The 20059-nt window shown below is 55.8% G+C and carries 18 protein-coding genes and 1 pseudogene; 6 read left to right on the top strand and 13 right to left on the bottom strand.

Translation table 11 applies throughout. From position 1 onward, the window contains the following. Genes EXZ61_RS09005 through EXZ61_RS08950 form a run of 12 tightly spaced genes read right to left on the bottom strand, consistent with a single transcriptional unit; the run spans position 1 to position 12206 of the window. Positions 1-1287, bottom strand: coding sequence for an O-antigen ligase family protein (locus EXZ61_RS09005; protein WP_142811077.1), 1287 nt, complete (start codon positions 1285-1287; stop codon positions 1-3). Then, a complete protein-coding gene (locus EXZ61_RS09000; protein ID WP_142811075.1) occupies positions 1284-2216 on the bottom strand; it encodes a glycosyltransferase family 2 protein in 933 nt (310 codons plus the stop codon). Before EXZ61_RS09000 ends, EXZ61_RS09005 begins: the two co-directional genes overlap by 4 nt. Then, the gene (locus tag EXZ61_RS08995; protein ID WP_142811073.1) at positions 2213-4633 is read right to left on the bottom strand and encodes a glycosyltransferase family 4 protein; all 2421 of its coding nucleotides are present in this window, start codon (positions 4631-4633) and stop codon (positions 2213-2215) included. Before EXZ61_RS08995 ends, EXZ61_RS09000 begins: the two co-directional genes overlap by 4 nt. Before the next feature lie 9 nt (positions 4634-4642). Further along, entirely contained in the window at positions 4643-6118 is a 1476-nt protein-coding gene (rng, locus tag EXZ61_RS08990; RefSeq protein ID WP_142811071.1) for a ribonuclease G, read from the bottom strand. Positions 6119-6122: 4 nt separating this feature from the next. Then, positions 6123-6716, bottom strand: coding sequence for a Maf family protein (locus tag EXZ61_RS08985; RefSeq protein WP_142811069.1), 594 nt, complete (start codon positions 6714-6716; stop codon positions 6123-6125). A 4-nt stretch (positions 6717-6720) separates the two neighbouring features. Then, complete coding sequence (rlmH, locus tag EXZ61_RS08980) at positions 6721-7188, bottom strand: 23S rRNA (pseudouridine(1915)-N(3))-methyltransferase RlmH (RefSeq protein WP_142811067.1); 468 nt, start codon at positions 7186-7188, stop codon at positions 6721-6723. Positions 7189-7195: 7 nt separating this feature from the next. Continuing rightward, entirely contained in the window at positions 7196-7981 is a 786-nt protein-coding gene (gene rsfS, locus EXZ61_RS08975; RefSeq protein ID WP_142811065.1) for a ribosome silencing factor, read from the bottom strand. Then, entirely contained in the window at positions 7978-8598 is a 621-nt protein-coding gene (gene nadD / locus EXZ61_RS08970; RefSeq protein WP_142811063.1) for a nicotinate (nicotinamide) nucleotide adenylyltransferase, read from the bottom strand. Before nadD ends, rsfS begins: the two co-directional genes overlap by 4 nt. Beyond that, entirely contained in the window at positions 8595-9527 is a 933-nt protein-coding gene (hemF, locus tag EXZ61_RS08965; protein ID WP_142811061.1) for an oxygen-dependent coproporphyrinogen oxidase, read from the bottom strand. The genes nadD and hemF overlap by 4 nt, the downstream gene beginning before the upstream one ends. Positions 9528-9538: 11 nt before the next feature. Continuing rightward, entirely contained in the window at positions 9539-10168 is a 630-nt protein-coding gene (locus EXZ61_RS08960; protein WP_237219132.1) for a 1-acyl-sn-glycerol-3-phosphate acyltransferase, read from the bottom strand. 2 nt (positions 10169-10170) lie between these two features. Beyond that, positions 10171-11478: a phosphoribosylamine--glycine ligase gene (purD, locus tag EXZ61_RS08955; RefSeq protein WP_142811059.1), complete on the bottom strand. Its 1308-nt coding sequence runs from the start codon at positions 11476-11478 to the stop codon at positions 10171-10173. A gap of 8 nt (positions 11479-11486) precedes the next feature. Beyond that, positions 11487-12206: a YebC/PmpR family DNA-binding transcriptional regulator gene (locus EXZ61_RS08950; protein WP_142811057.1), complete on the bottom strand. Its 720-nt coding sequence runs from the start codon at positions 12204-12206 to the stop codon at positions 11487-11489. Positions 12207-12264: 58 nt separating this feature from the next. On the opposite strand from EXZ61_RS08950, the gene EXZ61_RS08945 reads away from it, so the two are divergent. Next, entirely contained in the window at positions 12265-13839 is a 1575-nt protein-coding gene (locus tag EXZ61_RS08945; protein ID WP_142811055.1) for a helicase HerA-like domain-containing protein, read from the top strand. 66 nt (positions 13840-13905) lie between these two features. Next, positions 13906-14391 (top strand): annotated as a pseudogene (gene upp / locus EXZ61_RS08940) (uracil phosphoribosyltransferase); the annotation flags it as partial. A gap of 362 nt (positions 14392-14753) precedes the next feature. Here upp and EXZ61_RS08935 read toward each other — a convergent pair. After that, positions 14754-15476 carry a hypothetical protein gene (locus EXZ61_RS08935; protein ID WP_142811051.1) on the bottom strand — a complete coding sequence of 241 codons (723 nt, stop codon included), beginning with the start codon at positions 15474-15476 and terminating at the stop codon, positions 14754-14756. 253 nt (positions 15477-15729) lie between these two features. Here EXZ61_RS08935 and EXZ61_RS08930 point away from each other — a divergent pair, with 253 nt between their 5' ends. From EXZ61_RS08930 to EXZ61_RS08915, 4 genes are all read left to right on the top strand, one after another. Beyond that, a complete protein-coding gene (locus EXZ61_RS08930) occupies positions 15730-16203 on the top strand; it encodes an EVE domain-containing protein (RefSeq protein ID WP_142811049.1) in 474 nt (157 codons plus the stop codon). 9 nt (positions 16204-16212) lie between these two features. After that, positions 16213-18111, top strand: a complete 1899-nt coding sequence (locus EXZ61_RS08925; protein ID WP_142811047.1) for a hypothetical protein — start codon at positions 16213-16215, stop codon at positions 18109-18111. Between the two features lie 125 nt (positions 18112-18236). Continuing rightward, positions 18237-19028 (top strand): oxidoreductase, encoded by a 792-nt coding sequence (locus tag EXZ61_RS08920; protein ID WP_142811045.1) that lies wholly within the window; start codon positions 18237-18239, stop codon positions 19026-19028. A gap of 30 nt (positions 19029-19058) precedes the next feature. After that, positions 19059-20057 (top strand): AraC family transcriptional regulator, encoded by a 999-nt coding sequence (locus EXZ61_RS08915; protein WP_142811043.1) that lies wholly within the window; start codon positions 19059-19061, stop codon positions 20055-20057. The last annotated feature ends 2 nt before the right edge of the window (positions 20058-20059 follow it).

The following is a 20059-nucleotide window of genomic DNA, read 5'->3' as shown; positions in this document are numbered from 1 at the left end:
CTAGCGGTCTGTATTGCCATTCCCAGCAAGAATACTGACCAAAAGTCCGGAAACAACCACTACTGAGAATGTGATCATTCCTTTGGAGCTATATATTTCAGTGCTGAAGCTTGCGGCCAGTTGGCACATTAGAAATGCCAAGCCCATAAGCGCTGCGTGGGTGTGTGAGCGTAGACGCGTAAAGAAGAAGTAAACAGGCACCGCAAAGACCCAAAAAACTGCAAAGAGACCCAGTACGCCAAATCTCACAGCTTGTGTAGTCCACTCGCTATGGAACAACGCATGGTAGGCAAAATCCCTGGTGTACGCGGTTGAAAACCTCAATACTTCTGCGGCATCTTTGATCACAAGATACCCCCTGTCGCCCCAACCAAACCAAGGGCTCTCAGAGAAATAATAGACCCCCAGTCGGTAAAAGGTGATACGCATTCCCACTGATGTATCGGAAGCGACTCCACCATGCCAGGGATAACTGGAAACTTCATTCACGAAATCGGCCATGCGCATACGGAACGTGGTGGAGAGCAACGCTATGACGCACAGCGGGAGCACCAGCAAAAGAACTGAATAGATTCGTCCCTTAGTAGATTTCTCAAATTGGACCACGGCGATCAACAGCAGAACAAAAGGAAACGCCGGCCATCCAGTTCGGCTGCCGCTTCGCAACGAAATATAAAGTCCAACCAAGAATCCTACAAGATTCAAAACCGCCAGCTTACTTATACCCCCCCTTCTCAGATCCAAAATCGCCGTAACCAAGCACATCAGCCCCACTGACAAACTCATAAATCCAAATGCCAAAGGATCCATGAATTCAATGGTTGCACGGTCGCCCCACGCATCACTGGGAATGAAAAATGTGCTGCTTATCCACGCAAATATGACTACAAGCGGAGCACACCAGCGCAGCATCAGCGAAAAATCAATCCGAAAATAATATAGAAATGCAAAAAAAGGTATGCCAAGCAGCCACCGCGTTTGGTCCAAATACTCTTTCGACACAAAGACGCCGCGACCCAACTGCGACACAAAAATTGACAAAAAATAAACTAAAAACATGCACAAAAAAGGCAATAGCGCGGCATTTTTATATACAGAAAAATAATTTCTGTAGAATATAGAAGATGCCAATATTAGCAGAATAGATAATATAGATATATTAGTGATCCAGTGAGGGATCGAAAGATAAAAAACAGGGGCTAGTGCAATCAGGGCCATGATGATGCGCTCAAGTGCGGTACTTTCAACAGGCATCCAGCCGTTCCATCGATTTACAATAAACTTCATCTAAACACCCTTTTAATCTTTCGCTGCCACAACCAGCGTTTTACGATACTTCTAGGCGCATCTTCTTCCAGTGCTCGCATGCGCAAATCCTTGCGCAATTGCAAGGACGAGGTCCAGACGCCGAGTTGGCGCAATGTTTCATAACGCTCTAGTGCCGCTAAGTTTCCCAATCGGGTGTGCTCAAAACGAACCAACCGATGTTTAGTTTGTAGCAGTTTCTTATTGCGTTTGATCAAGGCCCGTGCGTCTTTACTACCTTTGAAGGTTGCGCTACCAACATGCAGTATGAATACATCCTCCGTAATCATCTGCTGATAACCTGCAGTCCTAAGCCGCAAACTAAAGTCCACATCTTCATAGTACCCAAGTCCAAATTCAACATCTAAGCCGCCCAGCTGTTCCCAAACTTTGCGGCGAATGGCAATGCAGAAGAAATCACATCGATACGTTGGCATCAATTGCTGTGTGGGATGTGTATGCAGTGTTTCACCAATCTGAAGCCACTCGGCATGTGAGGCTTCTGGTCGCCATAAGCGTTGACCATTGCCCGCTGCGTTAGTTACTGGTCCCAACATTGCCACATCGCTTGGCACTGACAGCACAACGTTCAGCAACGCGTCCAAGGCGCGCCCGGGGAAAACGGTATCGTTATTTACAAGCAATAGCCATTCGCCTTTCGCATGTTTAACACCCCAGTTCATCCCCCCCGCAAAGCCCCGATTCTCTTCACTAATGAAGCAACGCACATTGGGGTGGTTCGAACACCACTGTTGGGTAAGCGACGCTGAATCATCTGGAGAACCATTGTCTATTACCAATACCTCGATATCGGGGTGGTTAAACCAAGGAATCAGGGAATCTAGACAATTCTTGGTGACCGTTTCGAATTGCCGAAAGCCGAGAACTATGACGGAGAGTATCGGCATCATTTTGTCCACATTATCAATTGTGAAACCGCAGAAGCCGTCGTCAAGGCGCTTCCAAGGCCTGTGTCTGCAAGCTTCTGCCGTTGCCAGGAATAGAAAAACCTGTTTAACGAATCAAGAATACCGGTGCTATCCCTCACAACGACGTGGCCTTGCTTTTGCAATAACACTTCCATTTGGGGATTGCCATGGACCGTCGCCAAGATCGGCCGCTGCATCCACAGGTACTCGTAAAGTTTGGACGGAATGTATTCAGCGCAGATCGCCTCCGTACCGTGCAGTAAAAGCAAAACATCCGCACTACGCATACGCCGCAAAATCTGCTCGCGCCCAGATAGCCCTGAGGCTGGATCTGCCTCTATCCTGCCCAGGTGCCTTACCAGATTCCGCACAGGCGACTTTGAGATGGCAGCCTCAGACACTGCATCCAAGGGGCCTCCCGTCAGTTGGAGTTCAACTTTGTCGCGAAGCTCGGGGCGTTGTGCCACTAGCGCTTCCAGTGCTTCAATAATGGGAGTCAGGTTACGTGTTGGAGATAAAGAGCCGAAATGCCCAATCACCATCTTCGGCCCGGGCACATAAGGAGGCATTTCTTTGAACGGCGCATCAATCCCGGGCAACATCATTTTGCCGCGTTCACCCAGTTGGGGATGCCTACGCTTGGCGCTGGCCAGTGCCTGATCAGTAAACCAGACAGCCACATCTGCATGGGTGCAAATAATGCGCTCTACCTCTGCCTGCATCAGCTCTTGCTTGCTTACCGGCTCAGCGCCAGGCATCACCAGCGGGTCGTGCACCTCGGCCAGCCACCGCACTCCCAGCTTTTGCTTCAGGGCATTACCGGCCAAGTGCGCCGCAAAAGCACCACCGGTTGAGTAGATCAAGTCGAACTTTCGGTGGCGCGCCAAGCGTAATCCCTTGAAATAGGCTGATAGCCACCAGGACCAAGAGCTTTCCACGGGGCGCATCAGCTTCTCGACCAACATCAACGGTAGCAAGGGTAGCGACAACAACACCATCACCAGTCTGTAGGCCAGAGGAGAAGTGAAGTACTTGCGCAAAACATGGCGCAGTTCAAATCGGATGCCCGCAGGACCGGCAGGCCACAGTTGGTAGTGTTCGTAGTGGCGATCATGGCTGCCTGAAACACCGCTTAGCACTACCAGTTCTATGCCTGCAGCTTCGAGGTGCGGCAATTTGTCGGTAATGGTTTGGCTGGCAGCACGCCCATCCATGTTGAATGCATGGGAAAGCACCAACCAACGTTGTTGGTACTTGCGAGCCACATCTGAATAGAGCGAGCCATACCTCTGCCCGGCCTGAACCCACGAATTCTCCTGAGCGAATTTCACAGCGCCGGCCCCCAGCGCACTGGCAGCAGCACGGTCACCAAGCAAAATCTCTAGCTTCGAAGCAAGGTCACTCGCGTTAGTCGGCATTGAAAGCAGCAGCGCATTCAAGCCCAAGGTCAAATCCTTGGCAATTCCACTGAAAGGCGCATCGCTCACCACCACCGGCAGACCATGTGCCATAGCTTCCAGAACCACCATACCGTAGGAGTCTTCCACAGTCGGATGCGCCAGCAGGTCCGCAGCGATGTAGGCTGGAGACATATCCTCTAGGCTGCCCAGAAAATGGACCCGTGAGCGGAGCCCCAGCTTCGTCGCTTGTTGCTCATAGTCAGCGGCACGCTCTGAATTGCCGATTACCAGCAGTTGCACCTTGCTATGGAGCGTCGCCTGCGCGTCCAGCAAGGTCGTGAGCCCCTTCTTGCCAAAATCGTTACCCACAAAAAGCATCAACGGGGCATCATCCGGCACCCCGAGTGCACGCCGCGCTTCAGACTTGGCCTGCGGTGTCGCAGGACCAGGCACCGCATCCACTCCCGGCGTAATGACTTCCAGCATCCCACACGAATCAGGGAAAGCGCCTTCCAACACCTCTTTGAGCGTGGTCGATGCGCACACCACCTTCTTTTTGTAGGCAAAAGCAAAACGTCGCTCTTCAAGCCAAAGATAGGCCAGCAAGCGAGGGCTGGTTACCACCTTCAACCAACGCAAGGCCAATGAGAAGCCCTGTTTGCCGGCAAACAGCGTGTGCTTCACTGGCAGCACATGCACCGTGTGCACATTGCCATGCCACGTGTTCTCGTGGGAATGCACGATGTCAAAACCCGAGCGTGTGGCACGCCAAGTCTTCCATGCAAAGTAAAGTTGGTTGATCCAGCGCGGGCGCTCCATCGGCATGGGCACCTGGTGGTACGTCACGCCTGGAAAATCATGCGAAATAGTCTGTGCAAACACATGCACTTCATGCTGTTTGGCGAGTTGCTCCACCACTGAGATGGAGTAGCGCTCTGCCCCGCCGCCGGTCACTGAAAAATTACGGCTCAGAACCGCAATACGCAAACGCTCAGTCACAAGCCACCATCACAACAAAACAATGTCGTATTGTTCCTGCGCCATAGCGGCCTCGCTTTGTAGCGACACCGGCTTGCCGATGAATTCAGAGAGTCCTGCCAAGTGTTGACTTTCTTCATCGAGGAATAACTCAATGACTTTAGGCGACGCTACTACGCGAAATTCTCTGGGGTTGAACTGGCGTGCCTCCCTCAGGATTTCCCGGAAGATGTCGTATGTAACACTACGCGCCGTTTTCACAATACCCTTGCCCTCACATGTGGGGCATGGCTCGCAAAGCATGTGTGCCAAAGACTCGCGGGTGCGCTTACGGGTCATTTCAACCAAACCCAGTTGAGAAAATCCGCCCGCCATGGTCTTCACCCTGTCGCGGGCCAACTGCTTGCGAAACTCGCCAAGAACCGCATCACGGTGGTCTTCTCTCACCATGTCAATGAAGTCCACAATAATGATCCCGCCCAAGTTACGTAAGCGCAACTGTCGGGCAATGGCTTGAGCGGCTTCTAAGTTGGTCTTGAAAATCGTGTCGTCAAAATTACGTGCCCCGACAAAGCCCCCCGTGTTCACGTCCACTGTGGTTAGCGCCTCTGTCTGGTCAACGATTAAATACCCGCCCGACTTTAAATCCACCCTGCGGGCCAGCGCCTTGGCAATTTCCTCATCAATCGAATACAGGTCAAAAATGGGACGCTCACCTTTGTAGTGCTGCAACTTCTCGCTTGCCGCGGGCATAAACTCCGCGCCAAATGTCCGAAGCAATTCATACTGTTCGCGAGAGTCCACACGGATCGTCTGTGTCGACTCACCCACCAAATCACGCAGCACACGCTGCAGCAAGTTCAGGTCTTGGTGCAGTAAGCTCTTTGGGGGCAATCGCAGTGCTGCGTCCTTCACCCGCGCCCAAGCCTTACGCAGATAAGCAATGTCCTCAGCCAACTCAGCGTCATTAGCATCTTCGCCATTGGTACGCAGAATGAAACCACCACCCTGTGCGCCTGCCAAGGTCTGCAGCCGACTGCGCAAGTCATCCCTCTGGGTTGGTGGTATTTTTTGTGAAACACCGATGTGATCATCCTGCGGCAAAAACACAAGAAGACGGCCGGCGATGCTGATCTGCGTGGAGAGGCGGGCGCCTTTGGTGCCAATCGGATCTTTGATCACTTGCACCATCAGCGCTTGCCCTTCAAAGACCTGTTTTTCAATGGGTATTTGGGGTTGGGAAGCGCGCGCGGCGCTCAACGACTCGCCTTCGGCCGGTGGGTGCCAAACGTCTGCCACATGCAAAAAAGCGGCGCGTTCTAAACCAATATCAATAAAGGCTGATTGCATCCCTGGCAATACCCGCGCAACTTTTCCGAGGTACACGTTACCAACAAGACCACGCTCTAAGGTACGCTCAACATGCAGCTCCTGCACAGCCCCATGCTCCACAATCGCGACCCGTGTTTCCTGCGGGGACCAGTTGATGAGAATATCTTGATGCATAGCCCTAGCTTACTGTTTTGAGCAAGCGCGCGGTTTCAAACAAAGGCAAGCCCACGATACCGGTATAGCTACCACTAATGCGCGCTATATATGCCGCGGCTGCTCCTTGCACCGCATAGGCTCCGGCTTTTCCCATAGGTTCGCCCGAAGCCACGTAGGCAAGAATTTCAGCGTGAGACATCTCTGCAAACGTCACAAGTGATTCACTCAAAGTAAGTATTTTTTTTGCGCCCAAGCCTAGCGCGACAGCGGTCATGACGCGATGGGTTTTACCTGAAAGTGCAGTCAACATCCGTACTGCATCGTCTGCATCCACAGGTTTACCCAGTATCTCGCGCCCCAGGGCCACGGTTGTGTCAGCGCAAAGTACTGGGGCCGCAGGCAGATCGCGCTTGATTCTGCGTTCCAGAGCAGCGCCTAACTTCAGCATCGTTACGCGTTGAACGTAAGCCTTAGGTGATTCATTGCCCAGCACGGACTCTAAAGCCTCAGCATCTTCTTGCGCGTCTGCCAGCAAGAGCTGATGGCGAACGCCCAGCTGCGTGAGCAACTGGCTACGGCGCGGGCTTTGTGATGCAAGGTAAATGAAATCAGGCATGCAATCACTCCCGGTGGTAAGGATGGTTGGCGTTGATTGACCAAGCACGGTACAACTGCTCTATCAGCAGAACACGGGCAAATGCATGCGGCAACGTCATGTCAGACAAACGAATCCGCTCATGTGCGAGCTGCCTAAATGCGGGGTCAATACCGTCAGGCCCCCCAATGACCAGCGCCACATCGCCACCAGACATCTGCCAGTCAGTCAGTCGACCCGCCAACGCATTGGTTGTCAGTTGGGTTCCGCGCTCGTCCAAGGCAACGATACGCGCACCCTTGGGAATAGCCGCTTCAATGCGTGCTCGCTCGGCGGCGTACAAAGTCTCAAGGGTCTTCGAACCCCGGGGCTCAGTCTTTACGGCTTTGAGCTCGATCTTGAGCTCATGAGGAAAGCGCTTTGCGTAGTCGTCCCACGCGGTTTGCGCCCAATCCGGTACTTTTTGCCCTACGGCAACAATCACCAAGCGCACTATCGACTTACGCCTTACGAGCCGGCGGCTTCTTCACGGCAGCCTTTTTCGCAGCGACTTTAGCGACTGTTTTCGCTGGTGCATTGACTACGAGCACCTTTTTCGCAACCTTGACAGCTACTTTAGGAGCCACTTTCTTTGCTGCGGGCGACTTGGCTGCCGCAACCTTGGCAGGTGCCGATTTAGCCGCAGCGGTTTTGCGCGCTGCAGGTTTCGCCACTGACACAGGTGCCTCCGGGGCGGGCTTAGCGGCTGATTTCTTTGCAGCCGCTCTTGCTGGCGTAGCTTTTTCGGTCTGTGCTTTTTTCAGCTGCGCTTTCGAAGGAAACGCTTCAGCCACACCTTTCTTCGCTGCACTAGAGCGCTTCAAAGTGCCCTCAGGTTTTATCGACTCAGCAGCCTTGGCTGAAGCAGCAGGCTTGCTTGCCCCCAGCTTCAAGCGCACCGGATGGTCACCCCATAACTCTTCCAAGTTGTAATAGGTGCGAAAACTAGGTTGCATGATGTGCACCACAGCTTGGCCGCAGTCCACAATGATCCACTCGCCGTTGGCCTCCCCTTCCACGCGGGGTTTAGGAAAACCGGCTTCACGCACCGCGTCACGCACACTGGCAGCCAAGGCCTTGGTTTGGCGGTTCGATGTACCAGACGCCACGATCACACGCTCAAACAATGCGGACTGCATCTCTGTGTCAAACACTTGGATGTCTTGCGCCTTCACGTCCTCCAGCCCATCGACGATGGCGCGTTGGAGTTTTTGTATGTCTTTTTTTGCAACGGTTGAAGTGGTCATCGGGCAGTTTGGTAGAGGTGATGTTGATCAATATAACGCGCAACGGGTTCAAAAACCAGAGGGGCAACGTTTTGGCGAGCCGCCACGGCGTGGCGAATTTCGGTGGCGCTCACAGGCACCAAGGGCATTTCGAGGGGCTGGAAGGGTCCATTTGGCTCTTGAATAGAGTCAATCAAGGGGGTTTCGCCCATAAATCCAGCGCGAGCAGCTACACAAATTATAGCAAGTTGCGAAATTTGATCCGCACGCCACCAACTCGCAAAGGCTTGCGCTTGGTCCTGACCCAATATCAAAAAAAGCTGAGCCTCTGGATACCGACGCTTTAGTTCATCCAAAGTGACCAGCGTGTAGCTCGGACCGTGCCTCTCTATTTCTCGCGGGTCCACGACTACGCCAGCCACACCTTCAAAGGCGAGGCGCGCCATCGCCAACCGATGTTTGGCATCCGATAAATCGCGTGTTTTGTGCCATGCCTGCCCTGTGGGCACCACATGCAAGACGTCCAAATGCAGGCCAGACACTGCTGCTTGCGCAAGCGCCACATGCCCCCGATGTGGCGGATCAAAGGCGCCCCCGTAAAGGCCTACGCGCATCACGGGCGCAATACTGGCGCTCAAATCCAGTCCTTACGCACCAAATACTGCTGATAGAGCGCGTCTTCGGCAGTTCCAGGCGCGGGCACGTTTTGGTAAGACCAAGCAGCATGCGGCGGCATAGACAAAAGAATGGACTCCGTGCGCCCGCCAGACTGCAGGCCAAAATGGGTGCCCCGGTCCCACACCAAGTTGAACTCAACATACCGGCCACGCCGGTAGAGCTGAAAGGCACGCTCACGCTCACCGTACTCCGTGTCTTTACGACGCGCAACGATAGGCAAATAGGCTCCCAGAAAAGCATCGCCCACTGACTGCAGCATCTCAAAACTTCGTTTGGGCCCGAGCTCAGAGAAATCATCAAAGAAAACGCCGCCCACCCCTCGGGGTTCATTGCGGTGCTTCAAGAAAAAGTAGTCATCGCACCAAGCTTTAAAGCGCGGATATTTATCATCACCGTAGGCTTGCAAGGCACTCTTGCAGGCTAGGTGAAAGTGCTTCACATCAGCATCAAAGCCGTAAAAAGGGGTCAAATCCATCCCGCCGCCAAACCAACACACATCGTCACCTTGTGGGTTCTTGGCAGCCAGCATGCGCACGTTCATATGCACCGTAGGTACGTAGGGATTGCGCGGGTGGAAAACAAGAGAGACGCCCATGGCCTCAAAAGGCGCACCTGAGAGCTCAGGCCGATGCTGGGTTGCACTGGGTGGTAACCGTGGGCCACGCACATGTGAAAAACCACATCCAGCCCGCTCAAATACGGCACCCTCTTCCAGAATCTTGGTAATACCGTTGCCCTGCAAGGGCTCATGCGAGGCTTTCTCCCAAGGGTCCGACACAAACTCAGCCCCATCCAACGCACTGATCGCTGCACAAATACGGGCCTGCAAGCCCATGAGGTAGTCGCGTACCGCTTGAGGGTCCACCGCGGGGGTATTCAAAATGGTCATGCTTGATTCGCTTAAGTGCCGGCACTTCGTCCAGGCAAAGGTTCTATAGGTGCCGCAAGCTGCGGATGCAAGCCTTTCACATGCGCAAATACGTGGCGAATCCGCGCAAAGTCTGCCGTCTCGTCGCCGCTCAAATCTACGAACTGGCTGGCATCTACGACGCGCTGGCCATAGTCCAGACTTACAAAACCTAGGGGAACTTGGGCCACCACGGCGGTCCGATAAAACCCGCTGCGCCACCCCGCCGTCAACTTGCGGGTCCCCTCAGGCGACAAACCCAGCCAAAACAAACGCTGCTCCGCCCGCGCCTGACTCAGGCTGCCAACGGCCTGCCCCACCACCCCTTGGGGGGCGTTACGAACAACAGGCACGCCACCAATCCAGCGGAGCCAGTAGCCAAACAAAGGAATCTTGAACAAACTGTCTTTGCCCCAAAAACTCACATCCAAACCGACAGCCCATTTGGCCAAGATCAAAACAACAAAGTCCCAATTGCTCGTGTGCGGATAAATGATGATCACGCCCTGCAGAGCAGGTAATCCGTTAAAGCGAACCTGCCACCCAAACAAGCCCAATAGCCAACGGGCAAGCGCACTGCCTTTGCCAGCGGGCTGGTGGGCATTTCCCATCCGCAGTTGCATGCTCAAGCCTTGACGGCGCGGTGTCCGATGTCGGTGCGGTACTGCATACCATCGAAGTGAATATCACTGATAACTTGGTACGCACGCTGCTGCGCTTGGCGCACGCTGTCCGCGAGTACTGTGGCGCACAGTACGCGCCCGCCTGAAGAAAGTACTTGCCCCTCTACCAGCTGAGTGCCTGCATGGAAAACCGCTGCATCATCGCTGTCTTTGGGCAGGCCACGGATCACGCCACCAGTCTTTGGCTGCAAGGGATAGCCGGGGGCTGCCAACACAACGCCCAGGGCCGTGCGCCTATCCCACTGCAACTCCATCTCATCCAGTTTGCCAGCGCCATGCGGCTCCGTGGCCGCCATCAGCACGTCCACCAAATCGGATTTCAGGCGCATCATGATCGGTTGGGTTTCAGGGTCACCCATGCGGCAGTTGAACTCCAGTGTCTTGGGCTGACCGTTGGCATCAATCATCAGCCCGGCGTACAAAAAGCCACTAAAAGGTATGCCGTCTTTTTCCATTCCTTTGATGGTTGGCAGTATCACTTCCCGCATGGCCTTTGCATGCACGCTAGGCGTCACTACGGGCGCTGGTGAGTAAGCCCCCATACCACCCGTGTTAGGGCCTTGATCACCATCTTGCAACCGTTTGTGGTCTTGGCTGGTTGCCAAGGGCAACACATTTTTTCCATCGCACATGACGATAAAGCTCGCTTCCTCGCCTTCCAAGAACTCTTCAATGACCACGCGTGGCACCGCCTTGCCGTCGTCGCCATCGTTGTGCACCACCCCCAAAGCATTGCCCACCAGCATGAATTCAATGGCCTCGTGGGCCTCGGCCAAACTCATGGCCACCACTACGCCCTTGCCGGCAGCCAAGCCATCGGCCTTGACCACGCAGGGTGCGCCCATTTTGTCCACATACGCGTGGGCCGCCACGGGGTCTGAAAACGTGGCGTACTCGGCGGTAGGAATGGAGTGGCGACGCATAAACGCCTTGGAAAACGCTTTGGAGCTTTCCAACTGCGCTGCCGCCTTGGTTGGCCCAAAAATACGCAGGCCATGCGCCCTAAACTCGTCTACAACGCCTGCGGCCAATGGGCCCTCAGGGCCGACCACGGTGAGATCAATTTTGTGGGAGATGGCCCATTCACGAAGCTCTTTGACCCCAGTGATGTTCAGGTTTTTCAAGCGCTGGTCTGTAGCGGTTCCACCATTGCCCGGAGCCACGTACACCATTTGCACTTTGGACGACTGGGCCAGTTTCCAAGCCAATGCGTGTTCACGGCCACCGCCACCGATTACAAGGATGTTCATAAGTAACTTTACAGAGCAGCGTTGTGAAAAATGTCTTGGGTATCGTCCAGATCTTCTAGAACGTCTAGAAGCTTTTGCATGCGTTGCGCGTCTTCGCCACTGAGTTCAATGGTGTTCTCGGCGCGCATGGTCACTCCCGCAATTTCGGCCACTAAGCCCGCGGCCTCCAAAGCGGCCTTCACAGCTTCAAACTCTGCAGGACTGGTCAGCACTTCGATAGCGCCATCGTCATCAACTACAACGTCATCCGCACCCGCCTCCAAGGCCACCTCCATGACTGTGTCTTCGCTGGTGCCTGGTGCGAAAATCAATTGCCCACAGTGCTTGAACTGAAACGCCACAGAGCCCTCTGTGCCCATATTGCCGCCGTTCTTGCTGAAGGCGTGGCGCACTTCGGCCACTGTGCGTACCTTGTTATCGGTCATGGTGTCAATGATGATGGCCGCGCCACCAATGCCATAGCCTTCGTAGCGAATTTCTTCGTAGCTGATGCCGTCTAGCGAACCCGTAGCCTTGTCTACGTTGTATTTCACGCGGTCGGCGGGCATATTGGCGGCCCTAGCCTTGTCAATCGCCAAGCGCAGCCGGGGGTTCGTGGCGGGGTCTCCACCACCAGAGCGGGCCGCCACCGTGATTTCGCGAACGATGCGGGTCCAGATCTTGCCTCGCTTCTCGTCCTGTCGACCTTTACGGTGCTGAATATTGGCCCATTTACTGTGTCCTGCCACTTGATGCCCTTCAAAAATTCGTTACGCTACGTCACAGATTGTACTTTTTGAGAGATTCATGGCTTCCATAACCGATGCGGGTATCTTGATGGCCCAGCGCCACCACCAAGGCACACAGGTGCAGTGTTTTTTGCGCCCAGATAAAGCCAATCGACACGGCTTGATCACCGGTGCCACAGGTACCGGCAAAACCATCACGCTGCAAACGCTGGCCGAAGGCTTCTCCAAGCTGGGCGTGCCTGTGTTCATGGCCGACATCAAAGGCGACCTCACCGGCATCTCGCAAACAGGCAAGTTAGGTGAAAAACTGGCCGCGGTGCTTACAGAACGTGCGCTGGCCGCTCCTGAATTTGAAGCATACCCCGCCACTTTGTGGGATGTGTTTGGCCAGCAAGGTCACCCGGCCCGCGCCACGGTGAGCGACTTGGGCCCCCTGCTCTTGGCCCGCATGTTGAACCTGAATGAGACCCAGGCCGGCGTGCTGCAACTAGTCTTCAAAATCGCAGATGACGATGGGCTCATGCTCTTGGACATGAAAGACCTGCGCGCCATGTGCCAGCACGTGGGCGAACACGCCAGTGAGTACACCACCGAGTACGGCAACATCAGCGCAGCCAGCGTGGGCGCCATTCTGCGCGGACTCATGCAAATCGAATCCCAAGGCGGCGAGCAGTTCTTTGGTGAGCCCATGCTCAACATTGCCGACTTCATGCAAACCGACACCAGCGGCAAAGGCGTGGTCAACATTTTGGCCGCCGACAAGCTGATGAATGCACCCCGGCTGTACGCCACCTTCTTGCTGTGGATGTTGTCGGAGCTGTTTGAAACCCTGCCCGAGGTGGGCGACTTGGACAAGCCCAAGATCGTGTTTTTCTTTGACGAAGCGCATCTGCTGTTTGCTGATGCGCCCAAGGTTTTGATCGAACGCATTGAGCTGGTCGTGCGCTTGGTCCGGTCCAAAGGTGTAGGCGTGTTTTTTGTCACCCAAAACCCGCTGGACATTCCAGACACTGTGCTGGCCCAACTGGGCAACCGGGTGCAACACGCTTTGCGCGCCTTTACGCCGCGTGACCAAAAAGCCGTCAAAAGCGCAGCAGACACCATGCGCAGCAACCCCGGCTTGGACATTGCCACGGCGATTACGGAGCTGGCAGTGGGTGAAGCTTTGGTTAGCTTTTTGGATGAAAAAGGCCGCCCTGCCCCCACCGAGCGCGTGTATGTGCTGCCGCCAGCCAGCCAAATTGGCCCCATCAGCCCCGCGCAGCGGCAAACGCTGCTGGCCGAATCCATCGTGGCGGGTGTGTATGAAAAAGCAGTGGACCGCGCCTCCGCCTATGAGGCCTTGCGCGGCCAAGCAGCAAGCGCGACCGCAGTCACAGGCAACAGCGCCCCCAATGCCAACCCGGCCCCAAGCGGGACAAGCCGCACGCCTATTGGCTCCGCGTCCGAGGCCCCAGCCCCACGTGGACTGCTCGACGGACTGGGCGACCTCCTGAGTGGCGGCCCTAGGCGCACCCGGGCCAGCGTGGGTGAGCAGCTCATCAAAAGTGCAGCCAGCCAAATTGGCCGTGAGGTGGGCCGCCAGCTGATTCGCGGGGTGCTGGGTGGTTTGATGGGCAACTCTAGACGCTAGCAAAACCAAGTCGCCATCGCCGATACTCCAAGCCACTCCCAACGTCACCTGATAAGGAATAAAAACATGGTTACCTTAAACCCAGAAGCCCGCGCCAACGTCACCCTCATCGACCACCCCTTGGTGCAGCACAAGCTCACCCTGATGCGTAAAAAAGAAGCCAGCACCAGCAGCTTCCGCCGCCTGCTCAACGAGCTAGCCGGCCTGATGATTTACGAAGTCTGCCGCGACATGCCGCTGCAAGACCTAGAGATTGAAACCCCACTGGAGAAGACGACCGGCAAAGTCATTGACGGGAAAAAGCTGGTATTCGCCAGCGTACTGCGTGCCGGCAACGGCATTCTGGATGGGGTGCTCAGCGTAGTGCCCGGTGCCCGCGTGGGCCATGTGGGTCTGTACCGCGACCCCAAAACACTGCAAGCCGTGGAGTACTACTTCAAGATGCCCAGCAACATGGAAGAGCGTGATGTGGTGGTCGTGGACCCCATGCTGGCCACCGGCAACTCAGCCGCCGCCGCAGTGACACGCCTGAAAGCCTGCACACCATCAAATTCCTGTGCCTTTGACCTGCCCACTGCATCAACACCCTGTCCAGGAACACCCCTGCGGGTCGCCGCATCGACCGGTGAACGACCACGCATACGCTAGCGATGCGGCGCGCTCGGAAATAAGCCTGCAGCAAATTGGCCTTGGGCGTCGTTGCGCGGCGCTAGGTTTGGTTTCCTCAAATTGCGGGAACCATGCTCGACTGCTCATCCACAACGCGCCTGCCGACGGCGCACCCGGTCGCTTAGGTGCATTGAGACGTTTGGGGGATTCTCCGGGATCATCACCTCCGTGTGGACGCGGAATGCATCCCAAGCATTGTCCGGCGCGGGCGATCAACGTTGCGGAACCGCCAGTCACGACAATCCTCAAAACTTGACCGATCCGTCGCTTTTTGCGCGCCCGGCGGCCTCTTGTTGTTCTATTTCCTGCATCATTTCAACGGCATTACTTTTGGCGCGGACTTCGTCAAGAATGCGAAGTGAGTAGCCGTTGACCAAATTGCCCTGATGGAAAATTGAAACAGATACAAATTTTCCCCCAATTCTTTCTAGGGCTTCAAAGGGAAATGAACTATTACGATAAGAACCAGATGGAGTTTTACTGCCTCCCCACACCAGCGAAGTAAGTTCAGATGCAGGGCTCACGAATGCTGTGTTGGAAGGCGGGCTTGCAGAAATAATCTCGCGAAAAGTGAGTCTGGGACTTCCATAGGACTTTGAGAGCTTGCCCATAAGAGACTCAAGTGATATTGCAGGCATGAAGCTCTGCTCAACATAAACATTATTCAACTGGAGCTGCCTTGAGAAACCGAAGTTCGCTAATATGCAGTTTTTCTGTCGATTGGATGTTGCTGCATAAGCACAAGAATCACGCTGCATACCCTCGTCGTCCCCGGCTTTGACTAGGTAATTGCGATCAATCACATTTATGCGAGGAAACTCACTGGCTATTAGCATTTGAACTTTATCAAGCTCATCCCCAAGAGTAACACCGCGGTAAATCAAAGAGGGATCAGTCGCAAAAGCTGATACTGTAAAAAACAAGCAAGCGATTAGAAGTGTTCGAATAAATTGAGAAAAGAAAATCATAAAGAGAAGTAATTAATTCTCACGTTGAATATGGCAACGCAGCATACTGCACAAGATTCATTGAATCCTCTCGACTAAGAGGCTAATGCAGCCAAATCGGCATTGGGATCGACAGTACTCCAACCTCGATATAGGACTACATTGTCACCTTTTGAGTTTTAAGCCTATTGCTAAATCCTATCGCGTTCCATCGGAATCAGGCGCTCGGGAACGCGTAGCGCTTGACTCGTGTCAACCATACCCGCCTTGCCCCATGACCAACTACTGGCTAATGAAAGCCGAGCCCGCAGAGGCCTCCATTGACGATGTGTTGGCCATGCCCAATGCCACCGTGGGGTGGACCGGTGTTCGCAACTACCAGGCCCGCAACTTCATGCGAGACGGCATGCAGCTGGGCGACGGTGTGCTGTTCTACCACTCCAGCTGCGCGGAGCCGGGCATCGTCGGCATTGCGCGGGTGGCCAGCGGCGTCACAGTGGACCCCACGCAATTTGACCCCGCATCAACCTACTTTGACGCGGCCAGCAAACCCGACGCCCCGCGCTGGCTGCTGGTCGATGTGCAAGTGCTGCACAAAACCCGCAACTTCACCCTGCCCCAAATGCGTGCCGACGCGGCGCTGAGTGACATGCTGGTTTTGAAGAAAGGCAGCCGGCTGTCCATCACGCCCGTGGAGCCACAGCATTGGGCGCACATCCTGCGAACACTTGGCATCAGCGTGTCCTAGGAGCCAGCTATGGGCACAACAGTTAGGCTGCGCGTCTTCGCTTGGGTGCTTGCCTGCTCTTACGTTATAGGTGCATCCGCTGCTGAATTTCCTGAGATCAAGCCTGAGCGCGTTAAAGCGCTGACTCCTTGGCTCGCAGACACCCCTTCAGGCACCGGCCCCACCTGTGCAGACCGCTCGGCGTGGGAGCGTGCCGACGTGCAGGCGCGTTTGCAAGAGATCACAAAAGCAGCGCCCAAGCTTGCCGACCAGCCCGTGCCCGCATGGGACGACGCCGCGTACTTGGAATACTCCCGCAATGGCGTGCGCGGAAACGGCGAGCGCATGATGAATGCACGCAAGGCAGGCCTGCATGTGCTGGTGCTGGCCGAATGCGCCCAATGGCAGGGACGGTTTTTGCCCGCGATCACACGCTTGCTACAAGCGCTCACAAGCCAGCCTACGTGGACCTGGGCGGCGCATGACAAAACCCTGCGCAGCTTTCGCGACCACCACTACGAGGTGGACCTGATGGCTGCTGATACGGCCCACGAACTGGGCCAAGCCTTGTACATGCTGGGCAGCAAGTTAGACGCTACAACGCAGGCTGCGGTGCGCCAAGCCATCGTACAACGTGTGCTGGACCCTGTGCGGCGCAGCTATGTGAAGGGTGGCAAAGACCATTGGTGGTTGCAGGCCGACCACAACTGGAATGCGGTCTGCCTCAAAGGCGTGACCGGTGCAGCCTTGGCTGTGCTGGCAGGCAAGGAAGACCGCGCGGTGTTTGTGGCTGGGGCCGAGCACTACATCCAGCGCTACCTGTCTGGGTTTCCGTCCGATGGCTATGCGCTAGAGGGGCCGGGGTATTGGAACTATGGCTTCTCGCACTTTGTGGAATTGCGCGAGTTGTTAATGCAAGCGACGCAAGGCCAGCTGGATTTGTTTGCCCCCGACAAGGTGCGCGAGATTGCCTTGTATGGCTACCGCTACGAGATGGCGCCCGGCCAGGTGGCCTTGTTTGGCGACGCGGGGCGCAGCACCCGCATGGACGACTTCACCCGCGCTTACGCCAACCAAGCATTGCAACTGGGCCAGCCCCAAACGCTGGCCACTCAGCCCATTGGCGCAAGTGCACCGGCCAACTCCAGCCCCTTGGTGCTGGCCTCTTTGAAGCTTTTTGCCCAGCCCGCGCTGGTGCCATCCACCTCGGCTTTAAGCAGGGAGTCCATGGGGCTGCACACCTTATTCACTTCGGTGGGCGTTTTGGTCTCGCGCCCCGGGCCGGGGGAGTCACTAGGTTTTGCGATCAAAGCAGGGGGCAATGGCAACCACAGCCATAACGACGTGGGGTCCTACTCCATCGCCCTAGGCGCCGAGCAACCGGTGGGCGATGCAGGTGCCACGGTGTATTCGTCCAAAACCTTTAGCAAAGAGCGCTTCACCATTCGCGGCATCAACTCCTGGGGGCACCCCGTGCCCGTTGTCGGTGGGCAGTTACAGCAAGAATCCACCAAGGTACAAGCGCCCATGTTGGCGCAGCACCTGGATGCGCAGGGCAGCATGGTGCGCATTGACATGAAACCCGCCTACACGCTTCCCATGCTACAAAAACTAGAGCGCACTGCGCAACATACACGGGCGCCAGAGGCCAAAATTGCCATTGAGGATGCATTTCGCTTCCAATCCCCGCAAACATTTGAGACAGCCATCATCAGCACGGGCCAAGTCAAGCTGCTTCCCGACAACACCATCGACTTTGGGCAAAAGCGCGAACACCTGATGGCTACCGTCACAGCGTCGCAACCATTTGTTTTGACGAGTGAAACCGTGACCGAAGAGGGCCTGACCTTCACCCGCGTGGCAGTGCGCTTGGTACAGGCGGCGAGCGAGGGCTTTGTGCGCGTGGAGTTCAAACCTGCGACGCCTTGATCCATGCGTCAGGCTTAGGCGCAGTTTGCATGCAGCTTGGCACGCTTTGCGAGTGACTCCAGGGCGGTGACCTCCTACGATTCATCCCATCGCAACATCAACTGCCCTTCAGAAAGATCGCCGCCATGTCCAACACCCGCAAACCCCAAGCCAAGCACCTACTTACGCAAGGCCACGTGGTTTACACCGCAGCCCGGCGGCTAGAGCTCATGCAAGACCTCAAGTCCTTGGGCGCTCACCCGCTCAAAATGGACGTGACTGACGAAGCGCAAATGCAAGCGGCCATTGCCACCATCGCGGCGGCCCACGGCGGTGTAGACGTTTTGGTCAACAACGCTGGCTTTGGCATGTACGGCGCCATGGAAGACACCAGCTTGCAAGATGCCCGCTACCAGTTTGAGGTCAACCTCTTTGGCCTGGCCCGCATGACACAGCTGGTATTGCCCTATATGCGCAGTCAGAAAGCCGGCAAGGTCATCAACATCTCCTCCATGGGCGGCAAGATGTACACGCCTTTGGGCAGCTGGTACCACGCGACCAAACACGCGCTGGAGGGCTGGAGCGATTGCCTGCGCCTAGAGTTGGCCCCGCATGGTATTCAGGTAGTCATCATCGAGCCCGGCGTGATTGCTACCGAGTTTGGTGACGTAGCGGTGGACCCCATGCTCAAGCGCTCTGGCAGCGGCCCCTATGCCAAGCTGGCCCGAAGCATGGCCCAAGCCACGCGTGACGCCTACAGCAAGCCCCATGCATCGTCCCCCGCATCCGTGATTTCGCAAGTGATTTCTCAGGCGATAGCCTCGCCACGGCCCAAGACGCGATATGTGGCAGGCAAAATGGCCAAACCCTTGATGTTCATGCGCAAATGGTTCGGCGATCGCCTGTTTGACATGGCGCTGATGAGCCAAGTCAAATAAGGCCCTGCACCTACCCAAACGGAGTACACCTTGAAACACGCCAGCAAATTCGTCGTCCTGCGCGGCTGGAAGCTGCTGATGGCCGACATGGGTCTGAATTTGGCCGAAGTGTTGGCATGGGCGCAGCTGCCTGCTGACTTGTTTACAAGGCCCGGTGCGACACTAAGCCCCGAAGATTTCTTCAGGCTGTGGACGGGCATGGAGCAAGTGGCTGGGGGGGAAGAGCTGCCTTTGAAGTTTGGGCAGGCCATTTCGGTGGAAGCCTTTGACCCGCCCATTTTCGCCAGCTTGTGCGCCCCCAACCTGGCCACTGCCTTGGTGCGCCTGTCCGACTTCAAGCGGCTCATAGGCCCCATGATTTTGGACGTGCAAAGCACCCCGGCATGCACCAGTGTGGCGCTGGACTGCTATGGCCACACAGGCGCCCTTCCGCGCAGCTTGGCGATCACCGAGATGGTGTTCTTTACCCAGCTAGCACGCTTGGCCACGCGCAAACACATTACACCCTTGCGCGTCGAAATCACGCAGCTACCAAGCAACCTTGTTCCTTTAGAAGCTTTCTTTGGCTGCTCGCCGCAGCCAAGCACGCACAACCGCATCACCTTCAGCGCAGAAGATGCCAAGCACCCATTTTTGACAGAAGACAGTGGCATGTGGGAAAGTTTTGAGCCCACGCTGCGCAAGCGACTCGCCGCTCTGGACGCGCAAGCCACTACCGTGGAGCGGGTGCACAGCGCACTCTTGGAGCTCTTGCCTAGCGGGCGCAGCAGCGTTGAAGAGGTGGCCGACAAACTGTTGACCAGCCGCCGCACGCTGCAGCGCCAACTCAGCGACGAAGGCAGCAGTTTCCAAGAGGTGCTGAGTAACACCCGCCAGCGCTTGGCCGAGCACTACCTGCGCCAAAGCACCATTACCCCGGGCGAGGTGTCATGGCTACTGGGCTTTCAAGACGGCAACTCTTTCATCCGCGCTTTTAGAAACTGGACGGGCACCACGCCCGGGCAGTTCCGCGCTGCGGCATGGGTCTAGGG

Source organism: Rhodoferax aquaticus (assembly GCF_006974105.1).
Lineage (GTDB): Bacteria > Pseudomonadota > Gammaproteobacteria > Burkholderiales > Burkholderiaceae_C > Allorhodoferax > Allorhodoferax aquaticus_A.
This window is presented reverse-complemented; position numbering and strand designations above follow the sequence as displayed.

Excerpts from the sequence above, each read along its gene's own strand:
- EXZ61_RS09005 (WP_142811077.1), bottom strand. The coding sequence starts at position 1,287 with ATGAAGTTTATTGTAAATCGATGGAACGGCTGGATGCCTGTTGAAAGT.
- EXZ61_RS09000 (WP_142811075.1), bottom strand. The coding sequence starts at position 2,216 with ATGATGCCGATACTCTCCGTCATAGTTCTCGGCTTTCGGCAATTCGAA.
- rng (WP_142811071.1), bottom strand. The coding sequence starts at position 6,118 with ATGCATCAAGATATTCTCATCAACTGGTCCCCGCAGGAAACACGGGTC.
- EXZ61_RS08985 (WP_142811069.1), bottom strand. The coding sequence starts at position 6,716 with ATGCCTGATTTCATTTACCTTGCATCACAAAGCCCGCGCCGTAGCCAG.
- rsfS (WP_142811065.1), bottom strand. The coding sequence starts at position 7,981 with ATGACCACTTCAACCGTTGCAAAAAAAGACATACAAAAACTCCAACGC.
- hemF (WP_142811061.1), bottom strand. The coding sequence starts at position 9,527 with ATGACCATTTTGAATACCCCCGCGGTGGACCCTCAAGCGGTACGCGAC.
- EXZ61_RS08960 (WP_237219132.1), bottom strand. The coding sequence starts at position 10,168 with ATGCAACTGCGGATGGGAAATGCCCACCAGCCCGCTGGCAAAGGCAGT.
- purD (WP_142811059.1), bottom strand. The coding sequence starts at position 11,478 with ATGAACATCCTTGTAATCGGTGGCGGTGGCCGTGAACACGCATTGGCT.
- EXZ61_RS08945 (WP_142811055.1), top strand. The coding sequence starts at position 12,265 with ATGGCTTCCATAACCGATGCGGGTATCTTGATGGCCCAGCGCCACCAC.
- EXZ61_RS08935 (WP_142811051.1), bottom strand. The coding sequence starts at position 15,476 with ATGATTTTCTTTTCTCAATTTATTCGAACACTTCTAATCGCTTGCTTG.
- EXZ61_RS08930 (WP_142811049.1), top strand. The coding sequence starts at position 15,730 with ATGACCAACTACTGGCTAATGAAAGCCGAGCCCGCAGAGGCCTCCATT.
- EXZ61_RS08925 (WP_142811047.1), top strand. The coding sequence starts at position 16,213 with ATGGGCACAACAGTTAGGCTGCGCGTCTTCGCTTGGGTGCTTGCCTGC.
- EXZ61_RS08920 (WP_142811045.1), top strand. The coding sequence starts at position 18,237 with ATGTCCAACACCCGCAAACCCCAAGCCAAGCACCTACTTACGCAAGGC.